Source organism: Rhizobium sp. BK602, from assembly GCF_014195095.1.
Taxonomy (GTDB): domain Bacteria; phylum Pseudomonadota; class Alphaproteobacteria; order Rhizobiales; family Rhizobiaceae; genus Rhizobium.
In genome coordinates, this window is record NZ_JACIBC010000005.1 from 276,765 (window position 1) to 298,988 (window position 22,224).

Sequence of the window (22,224 nt, forward strand, 5' to 3'; positions counted from 1 at the left end):
CGGCTCGTTACACGATGCGGTGACGTCATGACGACCGCCTTCGACACGAACTCCACGCCGGAGATTTCCGGCTTCGCCACCAGCCGCGTGCCGGCCATATTCTACCGGCTGCGCGTGTCCCGTCATCTCGCCTGGTTCGGCTGGCCGATTACATACGCCGTCGGCACCTTGCTGCTGACCATGCTCGGCAGCGGCACGACGTTGATGGCAGCCCGGTTGCTCGATCCTGTGCAGTTCGGAACTTTCGCCCTTCTCACAAGCCTGTTTACCTATGCCAGCCGAGCCGATCTCGGCATGTCGCAACTGGCCGACAAGCGCATTCCGGGGCGATCGAACGACGTTGCCGCCCATGCCGGTCTCGAAATCCTCGTCACGCTCTGGCTCGTCGGCGCGATCGCCTTGGCGGGCAGTCTGTCCATCGTGCTGCTCATCGACGGGTTCGGGGTGGACCTGCCGGTCATGGGGGCGACGTTTGCCATCATCGGCGGCATCACGGGCATGATTGCCAACGGGCCGGTCACCCTGTTCCGCGCCGCGTCGCGGATCTGGGAGTTCACCGTCCTCGCCCTTGTCTTGCAGTTGGCCATGACGGTGCCACGCCTTGCTGGGCTGCTTCTGGGCGGCGTCGATGGTTCCTTTGCCGCGGTCGCGATTTATTACACGCTCTGTGCGCTGCTGCTGGCCCGTCCACTGCCGCACCTGAAGAAACGGCCGCCGCTTGCCTCGATGGCAAAAGCCGCGCTGCCGCTTTTCGCCTTCAACGCCTCGTGGACTTTCTATCTAAGCGCCAACCGATGGATATCGTCCGTCCTGTCTTCGCCGCACGATCTCGGGCTGCTGTCGTTCGGCGCAAGCCTGGCCATGATCGGCCTGGGTATCATGGCCGCCGTCGCACAGGTTCGCTATCCCAAGATGCTGGCGAAAATGAGCGGCCAGTCCCTCCATAAGGATTCAGCCGTCGTCGAGAAGGAGGTCGTCGTCGTCACGCTGGCACTGGGTCTCGTTGCCTGCTGCGCGGTCTTCGTCAGCGATCGCACGATCGCCACGATCTTTCCGGCCTATATGGAGGCCGTGCCGGCGACGATCGCCCTGGCCGTCTCCTGCGTATCCCTGGGCGCGATGGTCTGGATCGTGCCGATGATCATCGTGCGCTCGCAATCGCCGGGCCTGGATTCGATGAAATTGCTGGGTGTCGGTTTGGGCACGCTGTTGATCGCAATGACAATCGGCAACAGTTTGGCTGGTATCGACGGGCAGGCCTGGGGCAATGTCGCCGCCGGCCTGCTGATGCTGGCCGCGATGGTCGCGCTGATGCGCCGCTTGGGCATGCTGACGACGACCGCGTCATGGCGCATCGTCGGCCTGCAAGGCGTTTTGGCGGCCACGCTGGCGTGTCTCGCTTTCCTGGGCTCGGCACAGGCGGCCACCGTCAAGCAGGACCCGGCGCAAGCCTCGGCCACTGGCTGGAAAACGATCTTCACCGACAATTTCTCGACGCTGGATCTTCAGGCGAACGGCAAGGGGACCTGGAAACCTTTCTATCCATGGGGCGCACGCAGCAATGCCAGCAACGCGGAGATGGAATATTACGTCGATCCGCGACCGAACGGCGACCATGCCGGCTTGCAAGCCCTGGCGCCCTTCACGATCGACGACGGCATCCTCGCCATCCGGGCGTCGAAAATTCCCGAAAACCTCCGTATCCACGCGGGAGGGTTCGCCTATGCCTCGGGCATGCTGACCACGGCCGGCCGCTTTTCGTTCACCTATGGCCGGGTGGAGATCCGTGCCCGGATGCCAAGCGGAAAGGGCCTGTGGCCGGCCTTCTGGCTGCTGCCCGCCGACAGGAGCTGGCCGCCGGAAATCGACGTGCTCGAAGTGCTCGGTCACGATACGCGCAAGCTGCATGTGACCGCCCATAGCGGCATCGACGTTCCGAACGGCGCGAGATCGGCGCAAAAAAGCGCGGAGATCGCCACCACGGATCTGTCCCGCGACTTCCACGTCTATGGCGTCACCTGGACGAAGGAGAGCCTCGTCTGGTCTCTGGACGGCCAGACGGTCTTCTCGGCCCCAACGCCGCCGGACATGCACAAGCCGATGTACCTCCTCGTCAATCTGGCCGTCGGAGGCTCTTGGCCTGGATCGCCGGATGAATCGACACGTCTGCCCGCAAATCTCTTCGTCGATTGGATACGGGTTGAACAGCCCGAGTTGAGTAACGCAGTACAAGAAAAGGGGATCACACAATGAAGATCATCAGCCTTTCGGCGTTCAGCCTTGTCGCCGCACTTTCGTTGTTGCCGCAAAAGGGTTTCTGCGACGAGCAGGATGCCTACAAGCTCGGTCCCGGTGATATCTTGCAGATCAGCGTGTTCGGCGTCGCCGACTTCACGCGCCGCGTGACCGTCAATATCGACGGCAACATCTCCGTCCCATTCCTCGGGGAACTGCATGGCGAAGGCTTGACGATCCGGGATCTGCGCGCGGCGCTGACCGACGGCCTGACGAAGGACGGGCGGATACAGTCGGCCGATGTTTCCGTCGAAATGGTCGAACTCCGGCCCTTTTACATTTCCGGTGACGTATCGCGTCCAGGCGCTGTGCCCTATCGGCCCGGATTGACCGTCAGGCATGCGATTGCCCTTGCCGGCGGCTATGATGCCTTGCGCTTTCGAACCGAAAACCCCCTGATGGCCGCTCCGGATCTCAAGAGCGAGAACGAGGGTCTGTGGATCGACCTCGCCCGGCAGAAGGCCCGCGCCATCAGCCTGAAGGCGGAGCTGAACAAGCGGCCCGAGATCGATCTCAACAGCCTTTACGCGGCGCCTCTGCAGCGCAAGACGCTGGACGAAATCGCCGCCTTCGAGGAAAGCGATCTGCGCATGCGGCTCGACAATTATGCGAAGCAGCGCACATTCCTGCAGATTGCGCTGAAAAACGCCGAAAACACCGTGAAGTCCCTGGAGGACAGGCAGGCGCGCAACGAGGAAAGCATCAGGCTTCAGCAGGACGCGGTCGACCGGATGAACATTTCCGCCACCAAGGGGCTCGTCATGGCAAACCGCGTCGATGACGAGCGCCGCTCGCTCGCCGAAATTCGCAGCCAGCAGGGCGACACCGAGGCAAGGCTCGTGCAGGCCCGGCACGACAGGGACGAACTCGCCCGCAACATCGAAGTCCAGGACGAGCAACACAATACGCAGTTGAACGACTCCCTGCGCGATACCTCGATCGAGATCGAGAAGCTTGCAGGCCGGATTCGCGCTTCGAGTGAAAAGCTGCTCTATACGGGCGCGATCAAGGCCCAGTTGCGCGGCGGCCAGGGCGGTCCCTCGCTTGTCATCTACCGCAAGAACGGCGAGCAAACGATGCAGATCACCGCCCAGGAGGATACGCCGATCCGGCCGGACGACATTCTCGAGATCACCATCCAGCCCGAACAGATGGTGACGTCTCCGAACAGCCAGTAGGGCATAAATCCGGCGAATGACGTCCGATCCATGGGGGCCCGCGTGTCATAGAGCGCGGGCAACCCATGGGCTATCCTGCCCCCTCGCAAGCGGTGATGATCCACGCGCGCATCGAACAGGACCGCCTCGCCAATCGATTGTCCTGTCTCGCAACCGATATCCAGCCGAGGTCCCCTACCCCAACGCTGGCAGCGGATCTTGTCGCGCGTCGCATCAAATGCGCAAGAACTTCGTCAGCACTACCGATCATTTCATTTTCATACTGAAGAGCTGCGATGCCCGGAAGAACATGCCGGGCGGATTGGTCGCGCCTCCTCTCGTAACTCACGGTATGGCAGGTCCCTGTCAATTCCGCCTAGCCACCCGAAAGCTTCGTCATATATTGGAGCGGAGGGAGAACAAGACATGCGGGGGGAACCTTGTCATCATATTCACCAACGCTCGCGCCGCTCCAGCACGAGACCTATCGCAGGATCTGGTTCGCGAGCCTTGCGTCCAATTTCGGCGGGCTGGTCCAGGCCGTCGGTGCCGCCTGGATGATGACCACCATCACGGCGTCGGAAGACATGGTAGCGTTGGTGCAAACCTCGACCGCCCTGCCGATCATGCTGTTTTCGCTGGTTTCCGGCGCCCTTGCCGACAATTTCGATCGCCGCCGCGTGATGCTGACCGCACAATGTCTTATGCTGACCGTCTCGGCGATCCTGACATTATGCGCGCTGCTTGGCTGGGTCACACCCTGGCTGCTTCTCCTCTTCACCTTCCTGATCGGCTGCGGCACGGCGCTCAACAATCCGTCCTGGCAGGCATCGGTCGGCGACATGGTGCCCCGTGAGGATCTGCCCAATGCCGTGACGCTGAACAGCATGGGCTTCAACATGACCCGAAGCGTCGGTCCGGCCATCGGCGGCATCATCGTTGCGGCTGCCGGCGCCGCGGCCGCCTTTGCGGTCAATACCGTCAGCTATTTCGCACTCATCCACGCGCTGATGCGCTGGAAACCGGCCTTGCCCATATCAACGCTGCCACGTGAAAATCTGGGCAGCGCGATCTTTGCCGGGCTGCGGTACATCTCGATGTCGCCCAACCTCGAAAAAGTGCTCGTCCGCGGTTTCATATTCGGGATCGGAGCGAGTTCGGTACTCGCCCTGCTGCCGATCGTCGCGATCAATCTCGTTTCCGGCGGACCGCTGACCTATGGCTTCATGCTGGGTTCCTTCGGCATCGGGGCGATCGGCGGCGCCGCGCTCAATGCCCGGCTTCGCGAGGCGCTGAGCAGTGAGCTGATCATCCGCTATGCCTTTACGGGATTTGCGGGCAGCATGGCGCTGACCGCTTCAAGCCCCTTCGTGTCCCTCACTTGCGCCGGCCTGCTCGTGTCGGGGGCCTGCTGGGTGCTGGCGCTTTCGCTCTTCAACACGATCGTCCAACTCTCGACGCCGCGCTGGGTCGTCGGCCGTGCCCTATCGCTCTATCAGACCGTGACGTTTGGCGGCATCGCCGGCGGCAGCTGGCTCTGGGGCGTCGCGGCCGATCGGTTCGGCGTTTCCAATGCGCTCTACGGCTCAGCCGCCGTTATGCTGATCGGCATCGTCGTCGGCCTGCGGTTCGCCATGCCGGCCTTCGCCTCGCTCAATCTCGATCCGCTCAACCGCTTCATCGAACCGGCCCTTGGCCTGGACATCACACCGCGCAGCGGCCCGATCGTCATCCTCGTCGATTATCAGATCAGCGATGCGGACCTGCCGGAATTCCTGAAGCTGATGGCCGAGCGCCGGAGAATCCGTATCCGCGACGGCGCCAGAAACTGGGCGCTGATGCGCGATCTGGAAAATCCGGGTATCTGGACGGAAACCTACCACACGCCGACCTGGGTGGAATATATCCGCCACAATCAACGACGAACCCAGGCGGATGCGGACAATACCGACCGACTGCGGGCGCTCCATGGCGGCGACGAACCACCGCATGTCCATCGCATGATCGAACGCCAGGCCATTCCTCCCTCCGACGACATCTTCCACAAGGCACCGATCGACTTGCACCACTGAGTGCAACAGGAGCATTCCTGCGCCGATTGCCACTTGACAGCGGCCGGCTGCTCGAAACCTTCCCAAGTAAAGATGCAGGCCGCGCGTTTGGCGCGGCCTCTCGCTTATGCTTGTCCTTGATCTGGCACTATGCCGAGATCGCGGATATCTCGCCCCGGGCCTGAGAAATCGCGGCCGATCTTGCATCGGGGCCGTAGGCCAGCCCTTCGGCGCGGACGATCGTAACATCGTGCAGGCCGAGGAAGGCGAAGACACCCTTCAGATAGCTTTCATGGTGTTCGAATGCGGCGTAAGGGGAACCGGAAGCGTAGGCGCTGCCGCGCGTGGAGGCGATGAAGATCTTCTTCGCCGCCGGGAGCAGGGTCTGAACCTCGCCGGTCTCGCTGTATTTGAAGGTACGGCCCGCCACGACGATGCGATCTATCCAAACCTTCAATTGCGACGAGACCGAGAAATTATACATCGGAGCACCGATGACAATGATGTCGGCATCGGCCAATTCGGCAAGATATTCCTCTCCTTTCGCGATGTCGCCCAGCAAGCCTTTCTCTTCGACCGGTGCGCCGTATCGGGCGGCAATGTGACCGATGGACAGATGGTCAACGACATCCGAGGCGAGGTCGCGGTAGACGATGTCGATCGAAGGGTGCAGGGCTTTCAGTTTCGCCACGATCTCCGCCGACAGACTGCGGCTAACGGAGTCGTCTCCGAGAACGCTGGAATCGATATGCAGAAGTTTCATGGTTCTTCCTTTAAAGGTTTGCATGTTGGATCGATCGGCGAGAAGGCCCAGCCGTCTCGCCGCGGGAGGGGACGATCTGCTTTATGCGCCCTGGGTAGACGGCACCTGCTTCGTGGACGGGCGCAGGACATTGTCGAGAGCCCAGCTGCCAGCCCCGGCAAAGGCGAGATAGAGGAAGATGAAGCAGAACATGATGGCGGATTCGCCCATGTTGAGTGTCGGCCAGAAGCCCTGCGGCGCATGGGCCATCCAATAGGCGGCAGCCATCTCGCCGGACGCGACGAAGGCGGCGATGCGTGTGTAGAACCCGGCCGCTATCAGCAGCCCGGTCACAACCTCGATCGCACCGGCGATGAAGATGATGGTGGGCAGCGGATAGGGCACGCCCGGGATCGCCGCCGGGAACTGGAAGAATTTCATCGTGGCATGTTCGAGGAACAGCAGCGCGGTTACGATCCGCAGAATGGCGAGGACATGAGGTGTCCATTTGGTTATGTTCGGCATGGCATTTCTCCTGATTGACTGTTGATGCGCTCAAGCGGCCTTGCTGCCTTGAGAGCGAAATCTTCTTTCGTGAACGTCATCATCGGCTTGGGCGTACGCGCAGCCCGCCTTTGCCGCCCGAAAAGCACGGATCTTCCTTGGATCAAACGGTTTCGGGCACATTGCCGAAGCGGAAACTGGATGCGGTGAGGCCGCCGGCGAAGTCGGTCTGATGGTAGGTGACGGCGCCGGGTTCGTCCCTCGCCGCGCCGACCACCACCATCAGCGGGATGAGATGATCCTCGCGCGGATGTGCGGCACGGGCGCAGGGCGCTTGCTCCCACTCAAGCAGCCGCTCGGCGCGATCATAGGGAGACGAGTGGACCAGCGTCTGCTGGAGCCAGGCGTCGAACTGACGCGACGGCTCATGGCCGCTGGTGCCCCGCATCTCCCGCAGGTTATGATAGCTGAGGCCGCTGCCGATGATCAGCACGCCCTCGTCGCGCAGCGGTGCCAAGGCCCGCCCGACCTCGAGATGCAAGGCCGGATCGTACCCGATATCCAGGGAAAGCTGCACCAGCGGGATGTCCTCGTCCGGGTAAAGCGGCTTCATGATACTGAACGTGCCATGATCGAAGCCGCGTGTCGGATCGAGCTTGGCGTCGATTCCGCGTGCCTGCAGGAGATCCTGAACGCGCCGGGCAAGCTCCGGCGAGCCCGGCGCGCCATATTTGATATGATAGAGGTACTCGGGAAAGCCGTGATAGTCGTAGACCATCCCCGGCCTGACGCCGGAGGAGATGGCGAAACCCTGCTCTTCCCAATGGCCTGAGATCACCAGCACCGCCTTGGGCATATTGCCGAGTTCGGCACGCATCTCGACCAGCGATTGTTCGAGCTTATCGAAGTTGCGACGAAATCCGTCGGTGATATAGGGCCAGGGACCGCCGCCGTGACTGACGAAATAAGTCGGGAGCCGAAACTTGTTCACCTTGCTGCATCCTTGTTGAGCCGCACCGGTCACGGGTGCGAAGTCGCGGGGAAACGATCCTTGCCCGCCTTCTTGCCGGCAAAGTTAGCCTTTCGTGAATGTTGATCAATGCGCCTTACATTGAAGTAACATTTCCTATATGTTGATGATTGATGGATAGTTTGACGAGTCTGCGAGTCTTTTGCACGGTGGCCGAGCTGAAGAGCTTTACGGCGGCGGCCGAGCGCCTTGGCCTTTCGCCGGCAATGGCCAGCAAGCATGTCATGCATCTGGAAAACCGGCTCGGAACCCGATTGCTGAACCGGACCAGCCGCCATGTCAGCATGACCGAAACCGGCACGCTCTACTTCAATCAGACCAAGCAGATGCTCGACGGGCTGGACGAGGTGGAGGCCGCCGTCAGCAATGTGACCGTCATGCCGCGCGGGGTTCTAAAGCTCAGCGCCCCGGTATGGGCGGCCAACACGCTCATCGCCCAAACACTGGCCGAATATCACCAACGCTATCCCGACGTGCGCTTCGACATGGATCTGAGCGGCCGGATCGTCAATCTCGTTGACGAGGGATTTGATCTCGCTTTGCGCGCGACGGCACCCGAACGGCTGGACCCCAGCCTGATCGCGCGCCCGTTGATGAAGGTCGCCTTTCACCTCGCCGGATCTCCTGCCTATCTGTCGCGCACCGGTCGCCCGACCCGGCTGGCCGACCTCAACGGTCACGCGCTGCTGCTCTATAGCGGCATGAATGGAAGCGGCACCATGACCATGGACGGGCCGGACGGTCCTGAAACGGTGACCCTTCGGCCGATCATGCAAAGCGAAAACGAGATCATGCTGCATCTGGCAGCGCTCGAGGGCATGGGCCTCGTCTTCCTGCCCGTATGGATGACGCAAGCCGACATTGCCGAAGGCAGGCTGGAGATCGTCCTCCCCGAAACGGCAAGGTTCACCGCAACCCTGCACGCGGTTTATCCCAGCCGGAAATATCTCTCCGCCAAGGTTCGCACCTTCATCGATTTCCTCGCTTCAAGGAAAAATCTTTGCTCGGGAGCGGACGAGCCCGCGGCCGAGGCAACGTGATCCGAACGGGATGGCATGCACCGACCGTGGCGAACCAGCCGTCACACCTATAGCCGGTGCCGGCCATTCCAAGGCAAATGTCTTCGGGAAAGTGCACATCCACGCGTGAGGTAATGGGCCGTCAGGTCCGAACACGCAATGCAAACAGTAGAATTGCCGCAACGGCAACTATCACAGTATAGCCAATGAACGAATAGTTCGGCTCTTTATTCCGGTTCAGAAGATCTCACATAGGCATAAAGGAAAGAAGGTCCGGAGGGAAACCGGACCTTCTCCCTTCTCTGATCGGAGGTCAAATTCAGATCAGATTAGAAGCTCCGCTCGAAGCGGAGGATACCAGCCCACTGGTCTTCGTTGATCGAATCCCAGTTGGTGTAGGTGACTTCCGGCTCGATGAGCAGGTTCTTAACCGGGTTGAACTTGACGTTCGTGGTCGCGGAGAAGATCTTCGAGTCGGTGTAAGCGACCTGGAAGTTCCACTTCAGCTTTTCGTTGATCGGAACGCTCGCGCCGCCCCAAACTGCCCAGTCGCCCCAGCCGATACCAGCAGCGTCGCCGCCACCGTTCGCGCCAGCGTACTTGTTCAGCTTGCTGCCATCGGTGTTGTAGCCGCCCATGACGAAGGCCGAGAAGACGCCGAAGTCAGCATCGACGCGGGCCTTGATGGCGCCTTCTTCAACGATCGAGTCGTAGCCGCCGACGACCTTGAAGCCGAAGTTGCCAGCCTTGTAGCCAACACCGGCGACGACGTCCGGAGCGTAATGATCGGAGCTGTCTTCACCGTTGGAACCGGTGGCGCCGGAACCGGAATTGGTGTCTTCGACCGAGATCACAGCCGTGAAGCCGTTGCCGGCGTCGTAGTTGTAGGTGATCTGGTTGAGTTCGTACGGGCCGTCATAGACAACGTCGTCGTTGATGACGTCGCCAGCGTAACCGGTGAAGACATTGAACTGCGAGTCTTCCTTACCGATGGTGAAGCCGCCGAGGCTGATGCTGCCATGCAGGAAATTGGTGGACGTCGAATTGCCGTCATTCCAGTCCCAACGCAGCTCGGTGTTGGTCTTCAGAGCGCCATATTCGGTATCCGTTGCCGTCTGCAGCTGCAGTTCGGCGCGGGTGTGCCAGAGCGTACCGGTGACATGCTGCGGGTTGTACGCATCATACCACTGACCTTCGGTACGGACCTTGCCACCGATCTTGAGGCAGGTTTCGGTGCCTGGAATGAAGAAGTAGCCAGCGCCGTATGCGTCGCAGATGCGGACGTATTCGAGCGGCTCCGGCTCAGCGGCAACAACAGCGTCAGCCGCGTGCGCACCGGAAACTGCTGCAAGCGCAGCAGCGGAGCCGAGAAGAAGGCTCTTGATGTTCATAATAACTCCAATCGATATGCCTGATCAAAAGAATGCTGCGTAACCCCGCCGCGTTCATCCATCCGGCTGTTCCCTGTTGATGAGAAGCCAATAGCTCTCATACGCAGGCTAGCGATGCAGCAGCCTGCGCCGGAACTGAATATTTGAAACAACACCAAATATTCATCGCCATAATTGGCGGTTGTTGCCCAAATGCACCAACAAAACACATTGGTTATCGTAATTTAACATAAATATAAAAATCAGAAACATTCAGAAACAATTGGACAACAACTGATCGAATCAATTGCACAGGCATAATAAGTCTTAATTATTATTTGTGCAATAATAAAAAGACAGAAAAATAATCTGGACGCAAGGTAATCAGCAAAACATACGGCTAAACCGAACCGGCCCGCATCCACAGGCTGTAAAACACCCTCTTATTGACGAGCGTCAGCGCTCACGGATAGCCATTGCGATGGTGCAGAATGCCGAATACCCGCAGCCCGAAAAGCATCGGCGTCTGGCCGCTCTTCATGCCGACAAGCTGATCGCCCATGGCACGCCGCGACACCAATGTTCTATGGGCTGCACTGCGCACACGCCCCTGTCGGTCCCGCGCCTTCGTCGAACCTGTTTGCACAACGCCTTGTCCTGAGGCTATGACGTCTCTTTGCACGCCACGCCATCAGCTGAGAGACCGCCATGTTCGCGCTCGTTTCGAGCACAACCGCCAATCAGGAGATCAAGCGAAGCCGGTTTGTCGCGACGGCGGCCCCTGTCGCGAATGCCGAGATGGCGAAGGAATTCGTCGCACGACACTCGGTCGCCAATGCAAATCACAACTGCTGGGCCTGGCGCATCGGGCAGAACTACCGGTTTAGCGATGACGGAGAGCCGAGTGGCACCGCCGGCAAGCCGATCCTCCAGGCCATCGACGGTTCCAAATTCGACATGGTGGCCGTAGTGGTGACGCGCTGGTTCGGCGGCACTCTTCTGGGCAGTGGCGGCCTGATCCGCGCCTATGGCGGCACTGCCGCCCTCTGTCTGCAGGGCGCGGAAAAACGCCCCATTCTTCCGACCGTCGCGGTTGCGATCGACGTGCAGTTTTCCGACCTGCCGCTGCTGAAGGCACGGCTTCAGGCGCAAGAAGGGGTCGAAATCCGCGAAGAACGCTTTACGGATTCTGGAGCTGTTCTCGGCGTGACCATCACCGCGTCGATCGCCGATGATGTTGTCGGCAGCATCCGGGATATGACAAGGGGTCGTGCCGCGGTGAGGCCGGAATGACGGTTACGCGTGGTCTTTTGGGAAATCTTCCGAAAAGAACGCCTTCGTTCGGTTGCCAAAAAACCATAATTGTTCCACCAACATCAAGCATCAGACACTCAACGTTGTGAATCGGATCAAAGCTCAATGCGTATACACTATGGTTTCCTCGCTATGTTCCTGGCAATTGCGCCCTCGGCATATGCTCTGGAAACCGGTTCCCCGCCGGTTTTGACGCCGCTGGAGCAACAGGCGCAGGCCGCTCATCTGAGCGCGGAATTCCTCTCGCGCTACCACTATAGGCCTGTGCCGCTCGATGACGCCTTGTCGGCCAGGATCATGAACAAGTTCATCAAGTCGCTCGATCCGGACCGGGTCATCTTCCTGCAGAGCGATATCGATACGTTCATGGCCGGCAGCACCAAGATCGATGACGCCATCAAGCAGGAAGACCTGAACATCCCGTTTTCCATTTTCAACGTCTATGAGCAGCGCGTTGCCGATCGCATGAGCTATGCCCGCAGCCTGCTCGACCAGAAATTCGATTTCAGTGTCCAGGAAGACTATCCGCTGCAGCGCGACAAGGAGCCCTGGCCGCAATCGCAAGCGGAAAGCAATGATCTCTGGCGCAAGCGCGTCAAGAACGACTGGCTGCGGCTGAAACTGGCAGGACGGACGGACGCGGCCATTCGCGACACGCTCGACAAGCGCTACGAAAACTCCCTCGAGCGCGCCTACAAGTACAAAAGCGACGATGTATTCCAGTCGTTCATGGACGCCTATACGACCTCGGTCGATCCGCACACCGATTATTTCGGCGCGACCGCTTCGGCCGAATTCGATATTTCCATGAAGCTTTCGCTGGTGGGTATCGGCGCGGTGCTGCAGGAACGGGACGACTACACGACGATCCGCGAGCTCGTGGCGGGCGGCCCGGCGCAGCTGTCTGGCAAACTTGCGGTCGGAGACCGCATTACCGGCGTCGGCCAGGGCGAAAACGGCGTCATCAAGGAAGTCGTGGGCACGCGCCTCGATGAGATCGTGCAGATGATACGCGGCGCAAAGGGTTCCGTCGTGCGTCTGGACATCCTGCCGGCGGATGCCGGTCCGGATGGCAAGCACCACATCATCAGCCTGGTGCGCGACAAGATCAGCCTCGACAAGCAGGCAGCCAAGAAGACGCTCCTGTCCGTCAAGGACGGCGACGCAACGCGCAAGATCGGAGTGATTACCCTGCCCGCCTTCTACGAGGACTTTGAAGCCCGGCGGAAAGGCGACAAGGATTACAGGAGCGCCAGCCGCGACGTTGCCAAGCTCCTCGGTGAACTGAAGGAAGACAAGGTCGACGGCGTTCTGATCGACTTGCGCAACAATGGCGGCGGTTCGCTGGCCGAAGCGATCGATTTGACGGGCCTGTTTGTCGGCAAGGGTCCGGTGGTCCAGCAACGCGATGCCGACGGCAAGGTCGATGTGGAAAGCGATGATCTTTCCACGCCCGCCTGGACTGGCCCGGTAGGTGTCCTGATCAATCGCGGCTCGGCCTCGGCATCGGAGATTTTTGCCGCGGCGATTCAGGATTATGGCCGCGGCGTGATCGTCGGCGAGCCCAGTTTCGGCAAGGGCACCGTGCAAACCGTGGTCAATCTCGACCAGGTGACACACAACAGTAAGCCGAAATTCGGCGAGTTGAAGCTGACGGTTGCCCAGTTTTTCCGCGTCAATGGCGGGACGACGCAGTTGCGCGGCGTAACACCCGACATCACCCTGCCGGGTCTTTCGGACCCCAAGAGCTTTGGTGAAGCGAGCTATGACAATGCCCTGCCCTGGACGCAGGTCCCGCCGGCGACCTATACGCCCGCCGGCGACATCAAGGCGCTGCTGCCGCAACTGCAAGGCCGCCACGATGCCCGGGTGCAGAGCGATCCGAATTTCCAGCGCTTTGTCGAAGACGCCGCCGAGCTGAAGGCGCAGCGCGAGAAACGGACGATCTCCCTCAACGAGACGGAACGCCGCGATGAATTGGCCGCCCAGGCAAAGCGTTTGAAGTCGCGCGAACAGATCAACGATGGCGTGGACACGGGCGAAGACGATGGCCTGCAGGCGAACGAGCGCAGTCTGAGCGCCGATATCGCCCTTGAAAAAGCCCGCAAGAACGCAAAGGACGTCCTGCTGAACGAGGCCGCCTCCATTCTCGCCGACGAGGCCGATCTGCAGACAGGGATGCGCTGAAGGCGGCGCTCCGGTCGGGCACGGAACTCATCTTTCGCCGCGGCGATAGGGCTGCATGAGCGCCTGAGGCACGCGGGCGCGCCGGCTCATGACGGCGAGCGCGACGATGGACAGGATGTAAGGCGTCATCAGGAAGATCTGGTAGGGAACGCCTTGCACGGCCGTTTGCAGCCGCAGCTGGAAGGCATCGAAAAAGGCAAAGAGCAGCGCTCCGAACAAGGCTCGGCCCGGCCGCCAGGAAGCAAAGACGACAAGCGCGATGCAGATCCAGCCGCGACCTTGCACCATGGTCGGAAAGAAGCTGTTGAAGGCCGAAAGCGTCAGGAAGGCGCCGCCCATGCCCATCAGCGCGCTACCGGCGATGACGGCGCCGTAACGAACCCGCATCGGATTGAGGCCCTGAGCCTCGGCAGCATGCGGATTTTCGCCGGTCATGCGGATCGCAAGCCCGACAGGCGTGCGGAAGAGGATATAGGCCAGGACGAGCGCGACGACGATCGCCAGATAGGTCGGCGCGGTCTGCGTGAACAAGGCGGGACCGATGAAGGGAAGGGTCGAAACTCCCGGAACGGCAATCGGCTGGAAAGGCATGATCGTCGGCGGCGTTCCCGCGACGGGAACGATGAGCCGGAAAAGATAGTAGCTGAAGCTGGAGGCGAACAGCGTCACGCCGAGGCCGGAGACATGCTGCGACAGGCCGAGCGTCACCGTCAACGCCGAATGCAGGAGGCCGAAGATGCCGCCGGCGAATGCTGCGACCAGCAGTCCCGTCCAGAGATCGGCACCGTGATAGACCGACAGCCAGCCGATCATCGCGCCGAACGTCATGATGCCTTCGATGCCGAGATTGAGGACGCCCGCTCGCTCGCACAGAAGCGCGCCCAGCGTGCCGAAGATCAGCGGCGTGGCGATGCGCAGCACGGCGGCCCAGAGTCCGGCGGAAGCGATGATGTCGATCAGCGTGTTCATCGGCGGACCCTGTATTGCGTGAAGAATAGCGCGATCAGCATGGTCAAGAGCGACAGGGCGACCGTGACGTCGGCGATATAGGTGGGGATGCCCAGGCTGCGGCTCATGCCATCGGCGCCGACGAACATGGTCGCGGTGAAGATCGCCGCCAGCACGACACCGAGCGGATTGAGGTTGGCGAGCATGGCGACGACGATGCCGGCATAACCGAAACCCGGCGACAGGTCCGTCGTCACATAACCCTTGACGCCCAATACTTCGATCGCGCCGGCAAGGCCCGCAAGCCCGCCGGAAAGACAGGCAACTTTCACGAGCGTCTTTCCGAGCCGGACGCCGGCGAAGACCGCGCCGGACGGATTGAGCCCGGCCGCCCGCGACTGCATGCCGAAGACCGTGCGCGACTGGATGAAATAGACAACGGCGGCAAGGGCGATCGCGATGGCAAAGCCGATATGCAGGCGCGACCGGGCGATCAGCTTCGGCAGCATGGCGTGATCGACAACGCCTTGCGATTGCGGCCAGCCGAAGGCCGTCGGGTCCTTCAGCACGCCGTCGATCAGCATGGAAACGAAGAGCACCGCGATGAAATTGAGGATGAGGCTGGTGACGACTTCGTCGACGGAGAAGCGCAGCCGCAGCCACAGCGGGACGAGGATCAATATCATCCCGGCGATGGCGCCGATGACGAGCAAGAGCGGGATCAGGATCGGAGCGGGCAGGCCGGCAAGCATTTTCGAGCCGAAGGCTGCGACGGCAATCGCGCCGAAATAGAATTGCCCCTCGGCGCCGATGTTCCAGAGCCGGGCACGAAAGGCGACCGCCGCCGCCAGTCCCGTCAGGATCAGCGGCGTTGCGCGGGTCAGCGTTTCCGTGGCGGACAGTCGCGAGCCGAAGGCGCCCAGCAGGATGCGCCGGTACGCTTCGAAGACCGGTGCGCCGGCAATGGCGATCAGGATGCCGGCAATGGCAAGCGCGGCAATGATCGCGACCAGCGGGGCAAGCACCATCATGGTGAGGGGGCGGTGTTCGCGCCGTTCAAATCGCATGCCCGGTCCCACTTTCGTCTTTCCATTCTCCGGCCATCATCAGCCCCAGCAGACACGCATCCGCCCGGTCCGCATCCACCGGCGCCGAGAGGCGGCCGCCGACGATCGCCTGTATGCGATCGGCGAGTGCGATGACTTCATCCAGATCCTCCGAGATCAGCAGTACGGCGGTCCCCTGCCGGCGGGCATCCAGGATGCGTCCGTGAACGGCGGCAACGGCCCCTTCATCCAGCCCGCGCGCCGGCTGGGCGGCGATGAGGATGCGCGGATGCTCATGGAGATTGCGGCCGAGGATCAGCTTTTGCATGTTGCCGCCGGACAGTAGCCGGGTGCGGCTGGCGGGTGTTCCGCCGCGCACGTCGAACGTGTCGATGATCTCCTGCGCGAAGCCCATGCCCGCCTTACGGTCGACCAGCCCGTTTTTCGAGAAGAACGACAGGCGCTCGAGGATGGCGTTTTCCCAGATCGCCATCTCACCGATGGCGCCGTCGCGATTGCGATCCTCGGGAATGCGTCCGATGCCGGCGGCGATGATGGCGGCCACGTCCGGATCGCCCATGGGCTCGCCGAACAGCAACAGCTCGCCCGAGGAGCGCGGCAGCGTGCCGGACAGGATCTGCCCCAAGGCCGCCTGCCCGTTGCCCGATACGCCGATAATGCCGAGAACCTCGCCGGCGCGAAGATGGAAGCTCACGCGTTTCAGCCGCTCGACACCACCGATCTTGACCGTGACGTCGCGCGCCTCCAGCGCGATCTCGCCCGGCATGCTCGCCTCGCGGACAGGCCGCGTCACGCGATGGCCGACCATGAGTTCGGCAAGCTCGGCCTTGCTGGTCTGCGATGCCAGCCGCTCGGCCGCGACCTTGCCGCCGCGCAGCACGACGATGCGGTCGGCGGTCGCCATCACCTCGTCGAGCTTGTGGGAGATGAAGATCAGCGACAGTCCCTGCGCCGCCATCTGCTTCAGCGTCGAGAACAGCCTTTCAGCCTCGACCTGCGTCAGAACGGCCGTCGGCTCGTCGAGGATCAGGATACGCGCATCATTGTAGAGCGCTTTCAGGATTTCCACGCGCTGCTGCTCGCCGACGGAGAGGTCGCCCAGGCGGGCGTCAGGATCGACCTTGAGGCCGAAGCGCTCGGCGAGATCAAGCAGCTTCTTGCGGGCCGCCGTTGTCTGCGACCGCGGCGACCACAGCGTCTCAGTGCCGGTCATGACGTTTTCGAGCACGGTCAAATTGGGCGCGAGGGAAAAATGCTGGTGGACCATGCCGACGCCGGCGCGGATGGCGGCGCGGGGCTTGCCCGGCGGCAGCTCCGCATCGTCGACGAGGATGCGGCCGGCATCGGGCACATAATGGCCGAAGAGGATGCTCATCAGCGTCGTCTTGCCGGCACCGTTCTCGCCAAGCAAGGCGACGATCTCGCCCTTGGCCAGGGTCAGCGAGATATCGTCGTTGGCGACGGTGCCGCCGAACCGCTTGCTGACACCTTCGATCGCAAGGACAGGCGCATTCATGCCGCAAGTCCCGCGATCGGATAGCGATGTTGCCAGCGGCCCTCCGCTTCGAGATTGGCCGAAAGCGACAGCAACAGCGCCTCCTCACCCATCGGCGCCATGATCTGGACCGGCAGGGGCAGGCCGTCGCCATCCGCACCGAAGGGAAGCGTGATCGCCGGAAAGCCCGAGACATTGGCGAGCGATGCCAAGGGGGCGAAAGCCGCCATGCGCTCGAGATGCAGCTCCGTATCGGAATGATCGGTCGGGAAAGACCCGATCGGCGGCGGGGCCGTCGCCAGCATCGGCATGACGATGGTGTCGACCGTGTCGAAGATCTCCCACAGCGCACGGCTGGCCTGGACCGCGCCATTCAGGGAATTCCAGAGAACCGTTGCCGGCATGGCGCGTCCACGCATGATGAAAGCCTGCGTCATTGCTTCGGCCGCCACGATATCCAGTTCGAGGCCGTCCACCAAGCCGGCGATATTGACGGAAATGATGTCGCCGAAAGCGCGGGCGCTGGCCACGACCGCCTCCCGGAACTGGGACCAGCCCAGTGAAATAAGCCGATGCCCCTGCCCTTCGAGATACCGGGCGGCCACTTCCACGGCCTGCAGCCGGTCGCTGGCGATCGGATAGCGCTCGCCCGCATCGGTCAGCAGACCAATGCGAAGCGAAACGGCTTGCGCGGGAGGCTGCAGGATATCGGCGAAAGGTCCGCGCGTATCGCCGGAAACGGCGGCGAAAATCCGCGCGGTATCGCGCACCGACCGCGTGACGGCGAGTTCGCTGGCGATGCCGCCGAGATGATTACCGAAGGAGGGACCCGCCGGCACGGCGCCACGGCTCGGCTTCAACCCAACCAGACCGCAACAGGCGGCCGGCACGCGGATCGAACCGCCCGCATCCGTCGCATGCGCAATCGCGACGATGCCGGCGGCGACGGCCGCCGCCGCGCCGCCGGAGGAGCCGCCCGCCGTGCGGGTTTGATCCAAGGGATTGCGGCAGATCGGGCCCGTCGCTGGCTCGGAGGCAAGTGAGAAGCCGAATTCCGGGCTGGTGCTCAAGCCGAATGCACAAAGGCCGGCATCGCGAAAACGGCGCGCCAGATCGCTGTCAGCACCTTTGCCCTCGCGCCGGAACAGACGCGACCCGGCCGCCACCGGCAATCCCGCAAAGGGACCGCCAAGATCCTTGGCGACCGTCGGCACACCGGCAAACGGCCGCCTTGCGAAGCGCTCGGGCTCATCCGCTGCTTCCCGATCCATGGCTTGCGCGGCGGCAAGACCCAGTTCGGGATCGAGATAGGCGATGGCGCCGATCCCTTCATGCGTCGCACAGGACGTAAGCGATGCCTGCATGGCATCGCCGCAGGCAAGCTTTCCGGATTTGATGGCGCCGGCCAGGTCCGTGGCATCGGCGCGGGTCGGGCTGCTCATGACCAGGCCGGCTGATTATTTCGGTTGGTCCATCATCTTCGGCACTTCGAAGGTGCCAGCCTTGATATCGGCACGAACCTTCTCCATCGCAGCTTCCGCTTCCGCCGGCGCCACGCCCTTGACATAGACGATGTCGCTGCCGCCATCCTTCATCAGGCCATAGGCCGTGTAGTTGCGGCCGACCGGCTTGCCGGCGGCAACATCGGCGATCGCGGCATTGAGAATGGGACGGAAGTACCACATGGCATTGGCAAAGACCGTATCGGGATAGCGCGGCGTGTAGTCGATCAGCGATCCCACGGATTTGATGTGGCGCTCCTTGGCGGCGTCGGCGGTGCCGATGCGCTCGCCGAAGAGAACGTCGGCGCCGGCATCGATCTGCGCGAGACCCGCCTCGCGCGCCTTCGGCGGATCGAAGAAGGTGCCGATGAACGAGACCAGATGTTTGCAGTCGGGATTGACCGCCTTGACGCCCGCGGCGAAGGCATTGATCAGCATGTTGACTTCGGGGATCGGGATGGCGCCGACGGAGCCGACGACATTCGACTTGGTCATCTTGCCCGCCAGCATGCCGGCAAGATAGGCGCCGTCATGGTTCCAGGTGCCGAAGACGCCGAAATTATCACCCGCGGCTTCGCCGCTGGAGCCGAGCACGAAAGCCGTATCCGGATAGTCGGCGGCGACCTGGCGCGCTTCCTTCTCCACGGCATAGGCCTCGCCGATGATCAGCTTGTTGCCCTGCTCGGCATATTCGCGCATGGCGCGGGGATAATCCGTGCCCGAAACGCCTTCGGAAAAGACATATTCGATGACGCCTTCCTTGGCCGCATCCTGAAGCGCCTTGTGCAGACAGGAATTCCAGGCATTTTCGACCGGCGAGGCGTGAATGCCGGCAACTTTGAGCGGTGCGGCGGCGCGCGCCGCCGGCGCGAGAGCGCTGACGCCGAGCGCGATGCCGGAGGCGATGACGGTACGGCGTGACAGCATGATTTCATTGGTCATTTTTCGTTCCCCTGCTTTTTGATCATTTGGTAAAAATCATAGGAGGAGGCCAAAAAAGTGTCAAGCAATCGACATGCCCAAATAATATGCGCGCAACCGGCAGCGACCTGAAATGCGGGCCAGTCGTCAACGCACACTCCAAGTCTTCGTCCAGCTCACAACAAAAAGCGCCGAATATATCCGCATTACGCAAATACGCTGCGAATTAAACGATTATTAAACTCAATTTACGCAGATTATCCAAAATAATATCCATTTGTTATTAGGACAACATTATGAGCATCAGTATTGCAAAAAGCCTTGTTGCTTTCGGTGTGGTGGTGACCATAGGGCTTGCCGGCTCGTTAGGGCTCCAGCAAATCGCCTTGAACCGGCTCAAAGTAAACGGACCGATCTACGAGCAGGTCGTCAACGGAAAAGATCTCGTTGCCGATATCCTGCCGCCGCCGCTCTTCGTGGTGGAATCCTATATGCTGGCGCTGGAGGCCGGCGATTTTCCCGAGGTTGCCGAGGCGAATGCGGCCAAGATCGCCAAGCTGCAACTCGACTACAACGAGCGCCGTGCCTATTGGCAAACCTCGACCTTGCCACAGACTTTGAAGGATCAGCTGGCCAATGCGGTGCTGACCAAATCCGATATCTTCTGGCAGGAAATGAATGGCGATGTCCTTCCGGCACTGGCCGCCAAGGATACGGCAAAGGTCAAGGATCTGCTCGTTCACCTCAGAGGCACGTTTCACCGGCATCAGGATGCGGTCGAGGAACTGGTGAAGAGTTCGAACGATTTCCTCTCGGGTCAGGAAGCGGGCGCCCGAGACGAGATCGATCGCTGGACGATATTCTCGCTGTCGGCCGCCGGCGGATCGATATTGCTGCTGATCGGCGGGACAATCCTTTTGCGGCGGCGGGCGATCGTGCCGCTGGAAAGCATGAGGGCCTATATGGGTGTGCTCGCCGGCGGCGATTACACAAGGGATGTGCCGCATTCCGGGCGCTCCGACGAAATCGGCGCGATGGCGAAGTCGGTTGCCGTGTTCAAGGCGAAAGCTCAGGAGCACCAGCGGCTCGAGGCCGAGACCGAGGCCAATCGCGCGCTTTCCGAGCAGCAGCGCATGGAGCAGGAACAGGTTCGCGCGCGCGAGGCGAAGGATATCAAGTTCGCCGTCGATGCGCTCGCCGGCGGTCTGGGCCAACTCGCGAACGGCAATCTTACCCATCGGATAGACACTGCCTTCGCGCCAGCGCTCGACCTCGTACGCCGGGACTTCAACACCGCGGTGGAACAGCTTGAGGATGCCCTGCGCAAGGTTGGCCAGAATGCACAGATAATCGCGGCCGGCTCCAATCAGGTCAGGTCGGCGACCGACGACCTCTCCAAGCGGACCGAACAGCAAGCGGCTTCGGTTGAAGAGACCGCGGCGGCGCTGGAGCAGATCACCACGACTGTCACGGATTCCAGCCGCCGCGCCGATGAAGCCGGCCGGCTGGTCGTAACGGCGCGTGAAAATGCCGAAAAATCCGGTGATATCGTTCGCCGGGCGATCACCGCGATGGGTGAGATCGAGGCATCCTCGAGCGAGATTTCAAACATCATCGGCGTCATTGACGATATCGCTTTCCAGACCAACCTTCTGGCGCTGAATGCGGGTGTCGAAGCCGCGCGTGCCGGCGAAGCCGGCAAAGGCTTTGCCGTGGTCGCCCAGGAGGTTCGCGAGCTGGCACAACGCTCGGCCGGCGCCGCCAAGGAGATCAAGACGTTGATCAACACCTCCGGCGAGCAGGTGAAGAACGGCGTGACCCTGGTCGGGCAAACCGGCCAGGCGCTCGATCAAATCGGCCGGCAGGTGGAAGCCATCAATGTCAATGTCGCCGCCATCGTCGACGCGTCGCGCGAGCAGGCGACGGGCCTCAAGGAAATCAACCAGGCGGTCAACACCATAGATCAAGGCACGCAGCACAATACGTCCGTAGTCGTGGAATCCAACGCCGCCAGTCACAGCCTTGCGAAAGAGGCCGAGGCTCTCTTCAATCTCCTCAGCCGCTTCCGGATCGGCACGGCCAACCAAACGGTCGCGGCCCCCGTCCCGGCAGTAGCTGAGCAGCATAAGCCCGTGGCGTCGCCGGCACGCAGACTTACGCAGAAGCTGGCAGGCGCCCTCGCTGGCCGGACGGCCACGGCAGGCGCCGCTGCATCTTGGGAAGAGTTCTAAGGCGCCAAACGACATCCTCGCCGAGGTGTCGTCACGTCACATCGAAGAGCTTCATCGACAAAGCATCTGTCGCCGGAATGGCCGCCGATGCGTTACGAACGGCCGGGCGCAGCAATTCCAGGCATTCTGTAATAGTGAAACCGATGATCTCGGATGACCGGCCGTCCGCCCTGGCGTCTCATTCCTGGACCGGTCAGGACGGGCACCAGCGGCGAAACCTGGCCCAATCGATCGGGTTCCCGGTTCGAAAGATGCGCCCAATGGTGAACAGATCCATACCTTGATCCGTCTTTCATTATCCATCTTCCGCAGTCGCGGCTTGCTTGCTAATTTTCATCGCGCTAAATTATTCAAGGCTTAGTTGAATCTCTTGTCACCGAGATTCGATTTG

Annotated in this window: 17 protein-coding genes; 7 read left to right on the forward strand and 10 right to left on the reverse strand. The window is 61.5% G+C overall.

Annotated elements, in window-relative coordinates:
* Window positions 1-27 precede the first annotated feature (27 nt).
* The 3 genes from FHX11_RS17950 to FHX11_RS17960 all read left to right on the forward strand — a co-directional run bounded on the left by FHX11_RS17950 (window position 28) and on the right by FHX11_RS17960 (window position 5,524).
* Complete coding sequence (locus FHX11_RS17950) at window positions 28-2,253, forward strand: family 16 glycosylhydrolase (protein ID WP_184359013.1); 2,226 nt, start codon at window positions 28-30, stop codon at window positions 2,251-2,253.
* The gene (locus tag FHX11_RS17955; RefSeq protein WP_184359014.1) at window positions 2,250-3,473 is read left to right on the forward strand and encodes a polysaccharide biosynthesis/export family protein; all 1,224 of its coding nucleotides are present in this window, start codon (window positions 2,250-2,252) and stop codon (window positions 3,471-3,473) included. Before FHX11_RS17950 ends, FHX11_RS17955 begins: the two co-directional genes overlap by 4 nt.
* Before the next feature lie 419 nt (window positions 3,474-3,892).
* Window positions 3,893-5,524 (forward strand): MFS transporter, encoded by a 1,632-nt coding sequence (locus FHX11_RS17960; RefSeq protein ID WP_184359015.1) that lies wholly within the window; start codon window positions 3,893-3,895, stop codon window positions 5,522-5,524.
* A gap of 127 nt (window positions 5,525-5,651) precedes the next feature.
* Here the strand turns inward: FHX11_RS17960 and FHX11_RS17965 are convergent, their stop codons facing one another.
* The 3 genes from FHX11_RS17965 to FHX11_RS17975 form a co-directional block, all read right to left on the reverse strand.
* A complete protein-coding gene (locus FHX11_RS17965; protein WP_184359016.1) occupies window positions 5,652-6,266 on the reverse strand; it encodes an NAD(P)H-dependent oxidoreductase in 615 nt (204 codons plus the stop codon).
* A gap of 81 nt (window positions 6,267-6,347) precedes the next feature.
* Complete coding sequence (locus FHX11_RS17970; protein WP_184359017.1) at window positions 6,348-6,770, reverse strand: DoxX family protein; 423 nt, start codon at window positions 6,768-6,770, stop codon at window positions 6,348-6,350.
* A gap of 142 nt (window positions 6,771-6,912) precedes the next feature.
* Window positions 6,913-7,740, reverse strand: a complete 828-nt coding sequence (locus FHX11_RS17975; protein ID WP_184359018.1) for a class III extradiol ring-cleavage dioxygenase — start codon at window positions 7,738-7,740, stop codon at window positions 6,913-6,915.
* Between the two features lie 152 nt (window positions 7,741-7,892).
* On the opposite strand from FHX11_RS17975, the gene FHX11_RS17980 reads away from it, so the two are divergent.
* Window positions 7,893-8,819 carry a LysR family transcriptional regulator gene (locus tag FHX11_RS17980; RefSeq protein ID WP_184359019.1) on the forward strand — a complete coding sequence of 309 codons (927 nt, stop codon included), beginning with the start codon at window positions 7,893-7,895 and terminating at the stop codon, window positions 8,817-8,819.
* A 308-nt stretch (window positions 8,820-9,127) separates the two neighbouring features.
* Here FHX11_RS17980 and FHX11_RS17985 read toward each other — a convergent pair whose 3' ends face one another.
* Both FHX11_RS17985 and FHX11_RS29850 read right to left on the reverse strand, forming a co-directional pair.
* On the reverse strand, window positions 9,128-10,189 hold the full coding sequence (locus FHX11_RS17985; RefSeq protein ID WP_184359020.1) for a porin: 1,062 nt from the start codon (window positions 10,187-10,189) through the stop codon (window positions 9,128-9,130).
* 442 nt (window positions 10,190-10,631) lie between these two features.
* Window positions 10,632-10,814 (reverse strand): hypothetical protein, encoded by a 183-nt coding sequence (locus tag FHX11_RS29850; RefSeq protein WP_210292502.1) that lies wholly within the window; start codon window positions 10,812-10,814, stop codon window positions 10,632-10,634.
* 62 nt (window positions 10,815-10,876) lie between these two features.
* Between FHX11_RS29850 and FHX11_RS17990 the strand changes: the two genes are divergently transcribed.
* A complete protein-coding gene (locus FHX11_RS17990; RefSeq protein ID WP_184359021.1) occupies window positions 10,877-11,461 on the forward strand; it encodes a YigZ family protein in 585 nt (194 codons plus the stop codon).
* 126 nt (window positions 11,462-11,587) lie between these two features.
* Window positions 11,588-13,669 (forward strand): carboxy terminal-processing peptidase, encoded by a 2,082-nt coding sequence (locus tag FHX11_RS17995; protein WP_184359022.1) that lies wholly within the window; start codon window positions 11,588-11,590, stop codon window positions 13,667-13,669.
* 27 nt (window positions 13,670-13,696) lie between these two features.
* Here FHX11_RS17995 and FHX11_RS18000 read toward each other — a convergent pair whose 3' ends face one another.
* The 5 genes from FHX11_RS18000 to FHX11_RS18020 are packed head-to-tail and all read right to left on the reverse strand — an operon-like array spanning window position 13,697 to window position 19,623.
* Window positions 13,697-14,638 (reverse strand): ABC transporter permease, encoded by a 942-nt coding sequence (locus FHX11_RS18000; protein WP_184359023.1) that lies wholly within the window; start codon window positions 14,636-14,638, stop codon window positions 13,697-13,699.
* A complete protein-coding gene (locus FHX11_RS18005; protein ID WP_184359024.1) occupies window positions 14,635-15,684 on the reverse strand; it encodes an ABC transporter permease in 1,050 nt (349 codons plus the stop codon). Before FHX11_RS18005 ends, FHX11_RS18000 begins: the two co-directional genes overlap by 4 nt.
* Window positions 15,674-17,200 (reverse strand): ABC transporter ATP-binding protein, encoded by a 1,527-nt coding sequence (locus FHX11_RS18010; RefSeq protein ID WP_184359025.1) that lies wholly within the window; start codon window positions 17,198-17,200, stop codon window positions 15,674-15,676. The genes FHX11_RS18005 and FHX11_RS18010 overlap by 11 nt, the downstream gene beginning before the upstream one ends.
* Window positions 17,197-18,621, reverse strand: coding sequence for an amidase (locus FHX11_RS18015; protein WP_184359026.1), 1,425 nt, complete (start codon window positions 18,619-18,621; stop codon window positions 17,197-17,199). Before FHX11_RS18015 ends, FHX11_RS18010 begins: the two co-directional genes overlap by 4 nt.
* Before the next feature lie 15 nt (window positions 18,622-18,636).
* Window positions 18,637-19,623 (reverse strand): BMP family protein, encoded by a 987-nt coding sequence (locus FHX11_RS18020; RefSeq protein WP_184359027.1) that lies wholly within the window; start codon window positions 19,621-19,623, stop codon window positions 18,637-18,639.
* 275 nt (window positions 19,624-19,898) lie between these two features.
* Between FHX11_RS18020 and FHX11_RS18025 the strand changes: the two genes are divergently transcribed.
* A complete protein-coding gene (locus FHX11_RS18025) occupies window positions 19,899-21,833 on the forward strand; it encodes a methyl-accepting chemotaxis protein (RefSeq protein ID WP_184359028.1) in 1,935 nt (644 codons plus the stop codon).
* Window positions 21,834-22,224 lie beyond the last annotated feature (391 nt).

Excerpts from the sequence above, each read along its gene's own strand:
- FHX11_RS17995 (WP_184359022.1), top strand. The coding sequence starts at position 11,588 with ATGCGTATACACTATGGTTTCCTCGCTATGTTCCTGGCAATTGCGCCC.
- FHX11_RS17990 (WP_184359021.1), top strand. The coding sequence starts at position 10,877 with ATGTTCGCGCTCGTTTCGAGCACAACCGCCAATCAGGAGATCAAGCGA.
- FHX11_RS17970 (WP_184359017.1), bottom strand. The coding sequence starts at position 6,770 with ATGCCGAACATAACCAAATGGACACCTCATGTCCTCGCCATTCTGCGG.
- FHX11_RS18010 (WP_184359025.1), bottom strand. The coding sequence starts at position 17,200 with ATGAATGCGCCTGTCCTTGCGATCGAAGGTGTCAGCAAGCGGTTCGGC.
- FHX11_RS17980 (WP_184359019.1), top strand. The coding sequence starts at position 7,893 with ATGGATAGTTTGACGAGTCTGCGAGTCTTTTGCACGGTGGCCGAGCTG.
- FHX11_RS17965 (WP_184359016.1), bottom strand. The coding sequence starts at position 6,266 with ATGAAACTTCTGCATATCGATTCCAGCGTTCTCGGAGACGACTCCGTT.
- FHX11_RS18025 (WP_184359028.1), top strand. The coding sequence starts at position 19,899 with ATGAGCATCAGTATTGCAAAAAGCCTTGTTGCTTTCGGTGTGGTGGTG.
- FHX11_RS17985 (WP_184359020.1), bottom strand. The coding sequence starts at position 10,189 with ATGAACATCAAGAGCCTTCTTCTCGGCTCCGCTGCTGCGCTTGCAGCA.
- FHX11_RS18005 (WP_184359024.1), bottom strand. The coding sequence starts at position 15,684 with ATGCGATTTGAACGGCGCGAACACCGCCCCCTCACCATGATGGTGCTT.
- FHX11_RS18015 (WP_184359026.1), bottom strand. The coding sequence starts at position 18,621 with ATGAGCAGCCCGACCCGCGCCGATGCCACGGACCTGGCCGGCGCCATC.
- FHX11_RS18020 (WP_184359027.1), bottom strand. The coding sequence starts at position 19,623 with ATGACCAATGAAATCATGCTGTCACGCCGTACCGTCATCGCCTCCGGC.
- FHX11_RS17955 (WP_184359014.1), top strand. The coding sequence starts at position 2,250 with ATGAAGATCATCAGCCTTTCGGCGTTCAGCCTTGTCGCCGCACTTTCG.
- FHX11_RS17950 (WP_184359013.1), top strand. The coding sequence starts at position 28 with ATGACGACCGCCTTCGACACGAACTCCACGCCGGAGATTTCCGGCTTC.
- FHX11_RS18000 (WP_184359023.1), bottom strand. The coding sequence starts at position 14,638 with ATGAACACGCTGATCGACATCATCGCTTCCGCCGGACTCTGGGCCGCC.